10 protein-coding genes are annotated in these 12,004 nt (G+C 46.9%); 7 read left to right on the top strand and 3 right to left on the bottom strand.

Annotated features, from left to right (window positions below; translation table 11 throughout):
- Positions 1–81: 81 nt before the first annotated feature.
- Positions 82–1,554, top strand: coding sequence for an aminoacyl-histidine dipeptidase (locus tag ACJJIS_RS06105; RefSeq protein WP_475709706.1), 1,473 nt, complete (start codon positions 82–84; stop codon positions 1,552–1,554).
- Positions 1,555–1,834: 280 nt separating this feature from the next.
- Here ACJJIS_RS06105 and ACJJIS_RS06100 read toward each other — a convergent pair whose 3' ends face one another.
- The 3 genes from ACJJIS_RS06100 to ACJJIS_RS06090 are packed head-to-tail and all read right to left on the bottom strand — an operon-like array spanning position 1,835 to position 4,714.
- Positions 1,835–2,734 (bottom strand): polysaccharide deacetylase family protein, encoded by a 900-nt coding sequence (locus ACJJIS_RS06100; RefSeq protein ID WP_475709705.1) that lies wholly within the window; start codon positions 2,732–2,734, stop codon positions 1,835–1,837.
- Positions 2,734–3,606 (bottom strand): GNAT family N-acetyltransferase, encoded by an 873-nt coding sequence (locus ACJJIS_RS06095; RefSeq protein ID WP_444914292.1) that lies wholly within the window; start codon positions 3,604–3,606, stop codon positions 2,734–2,736. The genes ACJJIS_RS06100 and ACJJIS_RS06095 overlap by 1 nt, the downstream gene beginning before the upstream one ends.
- Positions 3,607–3,637: 31 nt before the next feature.
- Positions 3,638–4,714 carry a bile salt hydrolase gene (locus tag ACJJIS_RS06090; protein WP_444933765.1) on the bottom strand — a complete coding sequence of 359 codons (1,077 nt, stop codon included), beginning with the start codon at positions 4,712–4,714 and terminating at the stop codon, positions 3,638–3,640.
- A 364-nt stretch (positions 4,715–5,078) separates the two neighbouring features.
- Between ACJJIS_RS06090 and ACJJIS_RS06085 the strand changes: the two genes are divergently transcribed.
- The 6 genes from ACJJIS_RS06085 to ACJJIS_RS06060 all read left to right on the top strand — a co-directional run bounded on the left by ACJJIS_RS06085 (position 5,079) and on the right by ACJJIS_RS06060 (position 11,905).
- Complete coding sequence (locus ACJJIS_RS06085) at positions 5,079–5,477, top strand: VOC family protein (RefSeq protein WP_413662705.1); 399 nt, start codon at positions 5,079–5,081, stop codon at positions 5,475–5,477.
- A 435-nt stretch (positions 5,478–5,912) separates the two neighbouring features.
- Positions 5,913–7,007: an alpha/beta hydrolase family protein gene (locus ACJJIS_RS06080; protein ID WP_444897971.1), complete on the top strand. Its 1,095-nt coding sequence runs from the start codon at positions 5,913–5,915 to the stop codon at positions 7,005–7,007.
- An 89-nt stretch (positions 7,008–7,096) separates the two neighbouring features.
- The gene (locus ACJJIS_RS06075; RefSeq protein ID WP_413662707.1) at positions 7,097–7,618 is read left to right on the top strand and encodes a hypothetical protein; all 522 of its coding nucleotides are present in this window, start codon (positions 7,097–7,099) and stop codon (positions 7,616–7,618) included.
- A 10-nt stretch (positions 7,619–7,628) separates the two neighbouring features.
- On the top strand, positions 7,629–7,967 hold the full coding sequence (locus ACJJIS_RS06070) for a hypothetical protein (protein WP_413662708.1): 339 nt from the start codon (positions 7,629–7,631) through the stop codon (positions 7,965–7,967).
- Positions 7,968–8,250: 283 nt separating this feature from the next.
- A complete protein-coding gene (locus ACJJIS_RS06065) occupies positions 8,251–10,608 on the top strand; it encodes a TonB-dependent receptor domain-containing protein (RefSeq protein WP_475709704.1) in 2,358 nt (785 codons plus the stop codon).
- Positions 10,609–10,780: 172 nt separating this feature from the next.
- Positions 10,781–11,905 carry an alkaline phosphatase family protein gene (locus ACJJIS_RS06060; RefSeq protein ID WP_475709703.1) on the top strand — a complete coding sequence of 375 codons (1,125 nt, stop codon included), beginning with the start codon at positions 10,781–10,783 and terminating at the stop codon, positions 11,903–11,905.
- The last annotated feature ends 99 nt before the right edge of the window (positions 11,906–12,004 follow it).

The following is a 12,004-nucleotide window of genomic DNA, read 5'->3' as shown; positions in this document are numbered from 1 at the left end:
TGCCGGGGGCCAAAGCCCACCGCCTTTGATCGGCCAGCTAGCTTATAGCTCCGGCACCAATAGAATAAATCGAGGCCACTCATGAGCAATATTGCTGAATTGAACCCAACTCCACTGTGGGCACACTTTTCCAAGCTCTGTGAAATTCCACGCCCATCCAAACATGAAGACCGCGTAGTGGAGCATATCGTTAACTTCGCTAAAGCACGCGGCCTAGGCGTTCAGCTGGATGAAATCGGCAATATTGTGATCAAGAAGCCGGCCACTCCTGGTATGGAAAACCGCAAGACACTGGCCCTGCAGAGCCATGTGGATATGGTGCCGCAGAAGAATGCCGACACTGAGCACGACTTTCTCACTGACTCAATCAAACCCTACGTGGATGGAGACTGGGTAACTGCGGAAGGCACCACACTCGGCGCAGACAATGGTATTGGCGTTGCCGCAATCCTGGCCCTGATGGAATCTACTGATATTCCCCACCCCGCCTTGGAAGCCCTGCTGACAATCGATGAAGAAGCGGGCATGACCGGCGCCAAGAATCTTAAGCCTGGCTACTTTGAAGCTGACCTGCTCCTCAACCTGGATACTGAAGATGAAGGTGAGCTGTATATCGGCTGTGCCGGCGGTGTCGACGTCAATGTCAGCCTGCCCTATACGCCAGAAGCGATCCTGCCCGGTGCCGAAGCAGTAAAACTCTCTGTTCGCGGCCTCCGTGGCGGGCATTCAGGCTTGGATATCGACAAAGGCCGAGGCAATGCCAACAAGATCGCAAACCGCATTATCCACGCCGCTCTAACCCAGGTCCCCGAGCTGCGTATTGCCAGCCTGGATGGCGGTAGCCTGCGCAATGCGATTCCCCGCGAATCCTTCACAACCCTTGTCGTGCCTTCAGTAGCGGTCGATAAAGTACAGGAAATTGTAAAAAGCGAAAGCGCTCAAGTTGCCCGTGAACTGGACAATGAAGCGGCACTGGACATCACCCTGGAAGCTACCGAAACTCCAGCCAACACCCTCGACGCAGATAGCCAGTTGACCCTTATTCGCGCAATCCGCTGCTGCCCCAATGGTGTTGAGCGAATGAGCACTGCTCTCGAAGGCATTGCTGAATCATCCAACAATCTGGCCCGTGTTGTAACAATGGAGGAGAACGGTGAGCATCGAGTAAAAATCCAATGTCTTGTACGCAGCCTCTCTGACAGTGCCCGCGACCAACACGGCCTCAATGTCGCCGCCACCTTCCAGCTGGCAGGTGCAGAAACAACACTGGACAACGACTACCCTGGCTGGACACCAAATCCCGAATCACCGCTGCTGGCGATGATGAAGGATGTCTACAAAGAGATGACTGGCGAGGAAGCTGAAGTAAAAGTTATTCACGCCGGCCTGGAGTGCGGATTGCTGGCCAAACCCTACCCCAACTGGGATATGGTTTCCTTTGGCCCAACCATTCGCCGCGCTCACTCTCCTGAAGAGAAGGTACATATCCAGAGTGTCGCCAATTTCTGGGATTACTTTATTAAAGTGGTCCAGGCAATTCCCACTCGCGACTAATTGCCCAATCGGGCCTCGGGTTACCCCGAGGCCCGACACCTTGCCTTTCCACGCCGCCCTCCAATTACTACACCCAACGTATCAATCACTCTAAAAACTGCTTTCTAGCTATTGTTAGAGAGCCACTGGGCTATTTTAATATTTCCTAACTCCACAGGTGGCCGGGGGAAGTTGCAAAAGCCTCAGAGCAGAAACGGCTGCTATAACAGAGGAAAACTTACGGGTATACATAAGGCCTAAATTTTCCGCACACAAGCAATTTGGAAAGCTACCACCCAAGTTATCTAGCGGTAGAGAAATTGGAGATCCAATGTTGCGCTACCTCATTGCGGCGACAAAGCCAAATGGGTTCAAATCGCTGGATATATTTCAAAAAACGATAAACTCCAGCAGCCCTGGCAGGGTGGCCGCTGACTCGCCCATGTAGTCCAACACTCATCAACTTAGGACTCACGCTCCCTTCCCGCCAAAGCTGATCGAAAGCATCTTTTAGCAATAAAAAGAAATCATCGGCAGTCGCGCAGCCACTGGGCAGCAGGTACTGAATATCGTTATTCACCAAGGTGTAGGGAATCACCACCAATGAATCTGATTTCTGTTCCCAGAATGGCAAATCATCACTGTAGGAATCTGACGTATACAGTAATCCATCAATTTCTCGTACCAATGACCTAGTATGGGAGCTTACCCGGCCTGTATACCACCCAAACGGAGGCCTACCGGTTAACTGCTCGATTATCTTAACAGTGAGCTGAATATCGTGTTTTTCTCGACCCTTAGGAGTATCTTTATAATCAATCCACCGGTATCCATGGCCAGCAATCTCATGTCCCATTTCAATCAGGGCCAGCGCTAAATTCGGATTAAGCTCTAACGCCTGACCGGTAGCAAAAACTGTTAAAGGTACGTTGTAAGTCTTAAAGATATCGAGAAGCCGCCAGACACCAGCCCTTGAACCATACTCATACATACTCTCTACACTGAAATCCCGCCCTCCAACCCGTGCAGGCCTGCCAGGAAGTTCATGCAGGTAAGATTCAGATTGGGTATCGCCGTTTAACTTGGTGGATTCTGACCCCTCCTCTAAATTCAAGACAAACTGAATTGCAATGCGGGCCTGATCAGGCCAGCGGGGATGAGGCGGACGCCCAGCGTAACCCTCCAGATTTCTCTTGTGCATCAACCCAGCTCAAATGTCGTTACACCAAAAATTCGGTCCCGCGCAATATCTGGCATTGGCCCCAGGTACATCCTTGCGCAGCCAAAAACTTCCTCCATTCCATAGTGCTTGGCCAGCGACATAGCCGCAGGATTATTTTCCGGCACATCCAGAAAGATAGGTCCATCATCTGCAAATGAGACCAGTCGCTTCAGCAACGTATCTGCCACTTTATAGCTATTTGCAAACAGAGGACCGACTTTACATCCATTGCGGCAGCGCCTGATTACACCATAGCCACAAAGACTTCCAAATTGGACATAGCCCAAACTCAGAGCCTCTGGCAGGGAAATCCATGCTTTCAGAAATACCCGTCTACTTGCGGGAAAGCAGGTCCTGTCGTAAGCAATTATTTGATCCAAAGAAACTTCACTAAGCGGGATAATTTCATCAGGGCATTGAGCACTCACACCCTCAAAAGCAGAGTGCTCGACTCGATAACGGAGATTCCGATGGGAGAAGTTAAAACCGCCGCGGGCATAGTAATCCTGCATCGCAAATACCCCATCCATACCGATGCTTGCATCAGGTCTCAACCGGGTTTTTAAGCGGTCCCGTCGGATATACCAAAGCCTGTTACCAAACCCATGACCTCTGAATTCAGGCCTAACGATAAAGAATCCCATAAAACCGAAATCATCACCGTACGCAGTAATTGCCCCTCCTCCGATCAAGTCGCCCCGAACTTCCGCCGCAATGTAAGCTTCTGGATCTGTTTTCCAGAAAATTTCTGCATCGTGCAACCCCGGATTCCAGCCTTCAAGTGCAGCCCAGTCAACCAGTAAATCCACTTCTTTACGTGTCATCTCCCGAACAGTAAATGATTCATGCATTGACTTAGACTCTTCTCGTTATCGTATTTATTCAGCTACCTGGAGCGAGGAACTTAAAGGGTTCTGAAGGACTCAACTTAGATGCCACTTCCCCACCAGTGTCCATTGGAGTATCTAATTTCATTGTCATTACTTTAGATCCCGGCTCAATAGAAACATTATCCATATCCAACCAAATTACTGATGGATTAATAACAGAGTCGAAATAGTAGCGGCTACTTTTTTGATCAATAACCGACCGCCACAATGTTGAAGCTATATTGGGTTTATCGGGATCATCCATTCCCAGCGGCACGCTGACAGCACGAATTTGGGAGAATGCGGATGCCAATGCATCGCGATACTTTTTATATTCTGGTGATGTTTTTAAAGCATAACTCGCCCGTACAAACCTGTCCGCCGCACTAATTGTACCCGGTAGAAAGTTTTGGCCTCCAATTGAATTCCAATAGGAATTGATTGCCAGTTGCTGATCATAAGGAGGAGAATTAGTCATTACCGTAAACTGCTTACCGTGATGGATCTTTAGCACACCATCAAGATATTCAAAAATAGCGGAATCACCACTGGGGTCTGAAATTGCAATATGTGTACTTGCCGGTCTCCCATTGGGAAGATCTGCGCCAACCACAGTGAATGGGTCACTCTTTAACCCCTTTACCGCAGCATCAACCGTTGCGTAGTTATCCAGGATGTATTGCAACCAGGCCCCAACAGAGATAGTCGGCTTATCCCTATCGGCAGCACTCCCATAATCTGCCTCAGCCAAGTATAAAAGGTTGCCAACGAGGCCCTTTTCATTGAGCCCATCAGTTGTAGCCGCATCGTAAATACTGATAACAATTGAGCCAAACTTCGATGTCCAAGTAATAGATTTTGGGCCCAAGCCACCATTGCGCTCCATCCCCTGAGGGAAAACCCAAAATGCCATAGCTGCATCGGTATCACTCCAGTCCATGCTACGGGCAGTAATATAGGTCTTATCACCAGTTTCATAGAGTATTCGGGTACAAGCAATCGAAGACCTGGGCTCGAGTAGGCACAGCACTACAACAACAAAAACCATAACGGAGTTTATAGCTTTAGAAAAACATGAAATCCTTTTCACTTTGCCAACCATCCCTCGAAATCATTAATTAATATACTGATCGTTTACAGTCACTATAATCGGCTATAAACAATAGAAAGTCCGGTTTCCATCATAGATGGCCAACAATGGTGAGACTGTCTTTCAGTCCAATACTTGGCAACCTTGGCGTAAAGGTCCAGAAACTGACACCGCTTTCAACATGTACAGTTCAAATATCTTGTAACTTCAGTAAACTTTTACAGCTAATCAGATTCACGCTAAAAGCATTCATTTTGGTATAGGCTACTCAAATAAAAACTATTTGAAAAACTGTACACCTATTAACCAAAAAGAAATAATCCCTCTTATCGAAGTAGCAATAAGGCCAATCACGGAGCCCCTAATGAACTCAATTGGCAGACTGGTAATCCTAGTCAACAACTATGAAGAAGCTATTGCCTTTTATCGTGACAAATTGGGGTTTGAAGTATTTATTGACACTCAAGCAGCACCGCATCGATTTGTTCATATTCGACTTCCGGCACAAAAAGATATGGGTATATGGTTACTTCAGGCAACTTCTGAAAGCCAGCAAAAGAAAGTGGGAGCACAAACTGCAGGGCAGCCTTGTGCCGTTATTTATACAGATAATTTTGACAGAGAATATAAAAAACTTGCAAAAAATGGCGTTCACTTCAGCAAGCCACCCACTTCTGAAGGGGGTGCAGAGTTTGCCCACTTTGAAGATCTCTACGGCAACGAATTTATTTTAGTTGAACTACAAAAAGAAACCGTAGAGTAAATTTTAACCTGTCGCTTCTGATTCCCCCATAGAGTGCGGTGTAAGCAGCAACAGATCTTCACCTTCGCTAGTCTCCCCCCTTAACCGCGATGAAATAACTTCCGACAAGTAATTTAAGAAAAGAACCACGAAGCGGCTTTTCCCCTCCCAATCAATAAATCTTTTTCTTTTCTATATTTACATCTCATTTTGTATCACATATAAATCGAGTAACATTCAGTTGACATGCACCTATATCCAATGTCCTTCGGTTAGTATAGAGCTGGCCATCGCACAAAATTTCACCACTGAGATACACCGCAGCTAGCTACTGGCTAGCGTACTTATATATGGAAATACTCACTTACTGAAACGATTTTCACACAGAAAAAACAAAGGCAGGAGCAAACCTTGGCAGAAGGTTATATCTCCAGAATAGAGCCAATTGGAATAACAATGAGAAGAAGCTTAATTATGCTGGTGCCTGGATTGACACGAGTCACCAGCACCGCCCAACTGTCAGAGTTCACCGAGGGAATGATCGCAGCCAGTGAGCGTATGCCTCTCACTCAGATTTCTGATCCTACCGTCCCTGCCGGCATCAACCGCCTGAGGGTCAACGATAAACAGGAGCTTGATCTGGTTGAAGCTTACTGGAACGACTTGGTTCCTAGCATTACCCAGCAGAGCCTGAAAGTCCGCTTAGCCCGAGGCTTCTCCCTAATCTGGTTCTGGCTGGCCAACCTCCATATTTGGAAAGGAGTGCTTAAACGAAAGTACCTGACATTTGGTCTAACCCTCTCAGCATTAGCCTTTATTGTTTGGTACATTGGTACCATCATTTTGTTTGTCGAAGCTGTTGAGCCCACCAGTGACAGCCCGTTTTATCCCGCAGTACAACAGCTCAAGCAAGGTGTTGAGTATATAGGGGGCTGGCGGATCTGGCTGATTGCTACTGCCGTTGTTGCCGTTATGCCGGTTGCCTTACTAGTAGATATTTCTGACTTTTGTAAGCGCTATCTCACCAATGAGCCGGCGGCCAAGGGCAAGCCTGCAGTCCGCTTTGAGATTATCCGACGGGTCAGAGAACAGCTCGAAAACAGTATTAAACTATACGACTACGATTCCGTAACTATTGTCGGACATAGTTTTGGCAGTGTTGTTACTGTAGACCTTTTTGCCGATCTTCCGCCAATCGGTAAACCTATCCGTATCCTAACAATGGGGTCCCTAATCGAAGTTCTGGGTAAGCAGGCTCCTTGGCTGCAGAATGAAGTAGAACAACTGTCACAAAGAAAAGATCTAATCGAGTGGATTGATATCAAATCTCACTCAGACTGGTTTGCCAGTGGTTCTGCGGTCCCAGCACGTCACCACTGTTATGAGAGAATTATCGGGTCTTACGGTACTTTTCCGGACAAACTGGCAGCCCGAGTTCACTCCCGATATTTCGATAATCAGGAGGCTGTTCGCTTACTGCTGACTTACTTTGAAAAGAAAAATGATCCCAGTATTTCGCCGACCTCGCATGAGATTTTGGAACCGGTATAAATGGGTACCCAGACGAAAAAATTGGAAAGAACTGTATATCTCTCAGCCACCCTTTAGGCGGCTGAAAAGAGCCGAATTGAACTATTAAAATGAAAATTAAAGGGGGAGTTGTCATGATAAGGCAGCCAATAGCAATCTTTGCAGTTTTAGCCTTTCTTACCATTCTAGTTAGCGGATGCTCACAAATGGCGCCGCGCTATGATGCCGCGCTATACTCAGATTTAACCACTGTCAATGTAGAGATAATGGAATTTTTCTCTTCAGTTTCCAGTGGAACTAACAAAGATTCTTACTCAAAAAGAGATGAGAGATACCATGCATTGATCGGCAAAGTAGATGCGCTGGCTATGCAATCGAAAACCCGCCCTGCGCCTGAAAGTAAACTACTCAAAAAGATTAACAACTATTTGGAATCTTCTGGCAGGAATATTAGCTTTGAGCGGGAACCCCCCAGTGTTGCGTCACTGGAGAAAATTTCAGAGAGTTTGAACATGATGCGCACGGTAGATGAAGATAAGGGCCTAAACGCAACCGCTGTTTCTCTATTCAAAAATGAAATTGTTGTTTCCATGGACCAAGCACTCACCTATGAGTCTTTTCTGAATCGCTGAGGAAATTACTATGTCTATTGACGTTAACCAACTCGTTGCCGATATCAAAGGGGCAGCTTCTGCGGTAATCAACAGTGATATTTCTGAACTCAGGGGATTTTCCGAGCGCCAGTTATCCGCAATGGCTCAGCAAACAAAAATGATTGCTAAAGCAATTGCATCTGATGAAATATCTGGCGACCTGCAAGATTACTTTCTCGACTCCCTGGAGGATATGGCCAAGAACTTCGCCAACACTTTACGTGGACTCCTGTTAGTCACCATTGAGAAAGTCTGGAATGCAGTTTTGGGAGTTCTTTGGGGAACAATTGAAGCTTGCACCGGCATTTCCTTGAAAGCTGCTATCTGATTTCTATTTAAATTGGGCTGGGGTAACTCAGCCCTCCCCCCTACACTCAATCAAGATTACTCACCGAATCACCCCCACTACTAAGGACACTATTTAGTCAGTCTGAATCAGCTCATGTTTCTGGCTCTCAGGATTTATTGAGCATTCACCAACGGGTAAAAAGAGTTTAACCCCCCTGTAAAGAATTATTCATCAAGACGCGTCAATGTACGCGCGCAAATAACCCAAGCCACTAACCAGGCTGGTTAACACTTGCTGAATCACTACAAACTGGGGTATCCCGATGAATACTAAAAAGACCTACCTGGCAGCCGCCATTTCAGTGGCCACAATAATGAGTGCCAGTCCCGTGACCGCTGAAGACCTCAGCAACGCACAAATTGAAGAAGTAATGGTTCTGGGCTCCGGTAGCACTTTTAACAGCAGCGAAGTATCTGAGGCAATGCGCAAGCAACAGTCCTCTATCACCAGCGTTAATGCATTGATCGATAACCTCCCCGGTGTCTCAGTCAATGAAGGAGATACTTACGGCTTTGACGACTGGTCAACCAATATCAGTATTCGCGGATTTACTAACAGCTTAGATGAACAGCAAATTGGCACCACCATCGATGGTATTCCCAATGGCGGTTCGAATTACGGTGGAGGCTCAAAAGCAAACCGCTTTGTTGATCCGGGTAATATCGGTTCAGTAGAAGTATCACAGGGTACTTCAGATATCGCTTCACGTTCCCACGAAGCCCTGGGAGGCACTATTGATTATCGCACTGATGATCCTTTGGACACACAGCGCAGTCGAATAGAACTGTCCACAGGCGAATTTGATGCACAGAGAGTATATTTTCGCTATGACACTGGTATTTTTGCCGGGAACAGCAAAGCCTGGATCTCATACTCTAACCAGGAAGCGACCGACTGGATTACTGAAACTGCTGAGAATGAACGAGAGCACATCGCGGCAAAACTAGTGACCAGCTTGGAAGCTGGTACCATCAAGGCCTACATATCTTACGACGATATCCACGAAGATAATTATCAACGAGTCTATTCGGACGCCCAATTTGAAGAGTACCCTGAAAACGATTTCCTTACCGGCAACTGGTCCGGTATTCCCTATATCGATCAACTCTATCGCCGTGGCTGGTCTACCTTGCGCGAGAACCTGCTGGCCTACACCCAGTTCGATTTTGACCTGACAGACTCATTCAATCTACAGGCCGGACTCTACTACCACAGCAACGAAGGCCGTGGGGACTGGGTGCCCCCTTACCTGGTTGATATTACAGATGACAGCGAACAGGGCGAGTCCGAGTTCCTCGGCGGCTCAACTGCCTATGGCGGTAGCCAGTCGGGCATCATTTATTTTGTTGATGCCAATGGCAATGCCCTTACTTATGATGAAACATGTACAGCGTCAGTCACCAATATCTATGGCGATTCAGGACCGGCCTACAATCCAGATTGCTATGCAGAGGGCGCCATACCCACGATGTCTTATCGGCACACTCATTATGAGAAAGAGCGTGCCGGACTGACTCTAGACTTTACATACGCTACCACCATCGCCGGGTTGGACAATGAGCTACGAGGCGGCCTCTGGTATGAAGACTCCACCCGTGACGAACACCGCGATTGGCACAAAATCACTGATGCAACTCAGGGTGCCAGTTTCAATTCAACACCCTACTGGGTGCAATACGACCGCAGTTATCCCTCAACCAGCACAAAGTGGTATTTACAGAACTCCCTGACCATCGACACTCTCACTTTGACACTGGGCGCCAAGCAGTTCTTTGTCGATGTTGAAAGGGAAGATCTGTTTCAGGAGTCTTCCGATGCAAGTGTTGACTCTGATTCAGATATCCTGCTCTCCGCCGGTTTGATTTGGGAAACACCCCTGGAAGGTGCAGAGCTGTTCGCAGGCTACGCTGAAAACTTTAAGGCGATTGGAGACAGCGTATTAGAGCGGCCCGATTCAGATCTCGACAATATCGAACCGGAAACCTCAGAGACCACAGAGCTAGGGCTTCGCTATACCGCCGATAATTTCTCGGCAACTGCCACCTATTTTCAAAATGATTTTGAAAACCGGATCATTTTCCTGGATAACAATACTTCCGCAGGTAATAACTATTTGATAGGTACCAATGGGACCTATTTTAATGCCGGCGGAATCGAATCTGATGGTCTGGAACTTTTCCTGGACTACGATTTATCAGAAACTCTAAATCTCTATACATCCTATACCCTGCTGGACACTACCTATATTGGCTCAGGAAACTCAGCAGTAGATGAAACTCAAGGAATAACACCAGGGAATGACGTAGTCGGGATAGCTGATCAACTCTATGTGATTGGCCTGGATTGGAATTCTGAAATATTTTACGGTGGCATCTCCAGTAAGTTTACCGGAGATCGCTTTGTCGACTTAGACAATAGCTGGACAGCTGACTCCTATGTAGTTGTCGATGCCTACCTGGGCATGAATCTGGGAGAATTTAGCCCGGCACTACGGGGAGCCAACCTGAATTTAGTGATAAATAATTTACTGGATGAGGATTACTTAGGAACTGTCGTTTCTGACGGTGCCTGGATAGGTGCTCCACGGACAGCTTCACTCTCTGCAACTATTGATTTCTAAGATTTTTTTGGCAGCCACACAATCGGCTGGAAATGCTAGCCGATTGTGCGTATGTTTAGTCAAGCAGTAGATTCAAAAATAAAGTGCAATAAATAATAAATATAGTCGAAAAATAATTTTGATTATTTGCGGCAAATATAAATAATCCAAAAATATGCAAAGAGCTCTTTCAATGAACAGATTGACTACAGCAATCCTGACCCTGTTTCTTTCTATTCAATCCCTTGCCGCAGACAACCTCGTATTAGTTACTATCGACGGTTTGCGCTGGCAGGAAGTGTTCTCCGGTTATGACCCTGAACTTCTCAACCACACAGAGTTCACTGAAAATAAACAAGACCTTATCAATCACTTTCACGGCGATTCACTCATCGAAAAACGTCAAAAATTATTGCCTTTTATCTGGCAAACAGTGGCTAAAGAAGGGGTTTTAATTGGCAATCGCGACAAGGGGTCTAAAGCACAAGTTACCAATAGCTGGTGGTTTTCCTATCCCGGTTACAATGAGATTTTAACCGGCTCCGCCGACCCCAAAATCAATAGTAACGACCCAACTCCCAATGCCAATACTACCTTTCTCGAGTGGCTAAACAGCAAATCTGAGTACAAAGGCCAAATCGCTGCATTCGGCAGCTGGGGGGTATTCTCCTCGATACTTAATCGTGATCGCAGTGGTATTTACATTAACGCGGGGCTGGAAGCTGCCGATTGGCCAAAATTGAGCCAAAGAGCAGGGTTTCTCAATGATTTGCAGGGGCAACTGCCGGTTTTCTGGGAAAACGTGCGGCCCGATGCATTTACCTATGGATTTGCAAAAGAGTACTTAATTAGCAAAAAGCCCAAGGTAATGTACATTGCCCTGGGTGAAACTGACGATTTTGCCCACGATGAGGAATATCATCAGTATCTCCACTCCGCACATCGGAGCGACATGATACTCGCCAAACTCTGGCAGACACTGCAATCTCTTGATCAATACCGAGACAATACCAACCTACTCATTACCGTTGACCACGGGCGTGGCAACACCGCTGAATCCTGGCCCCACCACGCCAGTGGCCCTGCACTGACCCAATACTTCGGTAAAGAAGACCACCCCCACAAAGCGGGTATACCCGGCTCCAATGAAATCTGGATTGCCGCACTGGGCCCAGACATTAAGGCCTTGGGAGAAGTATCCAGGGGAGAAGCCATTTTTCAGGATCAGATAGCCGCAACCGCACTACAACTGCTCGGCCATAAGTCAGAAGAGTTCTCGCAGGATAGTGGCAAAGCAATAGACAGTATTCTCAAATAAACCTTTGTTCAGCCAGGCCTGACAAGTTCGGCTGAACAAATTTTCACCGCCTTGGACCAGTAATATTCTGGAGCTTGATAACAACTTAAAGAACCCATC

Source organism: Microbulbifer maximicatervae (SeqCode) (assembly GCF_056231245.1).
This window is presented reverse-complemented; position numbering and strand designations above follow the sequence as displayed.